The sequence below is a fragment of the Chitinophaga varians genome, from assembly GCF_012641275.1.
GTDB classification, from domain to species: Bacteria; Bacteroidota; Bacteroidia; order Chitinophagales; family Chitinophagaceae; genus Chitinophaga; species Chitinophaga varians_A.
The window spans coordinates 1-584 of the sequence record NZ_JABAIA010000026.1 but is presented as its reverse complement, the minus strand read 5'-3'; the positions used below and the strand labels follow the sequence as shown (position 1 = coordinate 584).

General features: G+C 51.2%; 1 protein-coding gene. It reads right to left on the bottom strand.

Translation table 11 applies throughout. The features are described 5' to 3' along the window. On the bottom strand, window positions 1–584 hold a 584-nt coding region (locus HGH92_RS33445; RefSeq protein WP_168875209.1), incomplete at both ends, for a hypothetical protein.

The window sequence follows — 584 nt, the reverse complement described above, 5'->3', positions numbered from 1 at the left end:
GTTACGGTGAAGTCTTTGGTGTCACACTGTTTGATCTCCGGTTTGCCGGCATCAGCAGTCGGCATAGACCTTACTTTCACGGTCACGTTGTCGGTTACGGTACAAGCGCCGTTGGTCACGGTTACCGCATATACGTTGTCACCAACTTTAGTGGGCGTGTGAGAGAAGGATACTTTGTTGTCAGCAGCAGGGAGGGCGGTACCATCAAGAGTCCACTTGATAGTGTAACCGGTATTGCTGTTGTCGATGCTAAGAGTAGTAGCCTGGCCTGCGCAGATCTCATCCGGGTTAGCGGTGATTTTTACGGTCGGTTTGGCATCAATTTTAACAGAGAAATTTTTAGTGAGTACGCAACCCAGATTGTTGCCGTCCTGAATGGTCAGCGCAAAGGTATAAGTACCGGCCGCTGTAGCAGCAGGGTAGGTTACGTTGATGGTACCAGCTCCGGCCCATGTAGCATTTACGATATCCGTAAAGCCAGGCAGCGCGTTAGGCGCCACGGCTTTGATGGAGTATTGGGTAATGTTACCGGTCGGGTTAGACAGTACCAGGTTGAAAGAACCGTCTGCGTTACATACCGGCGG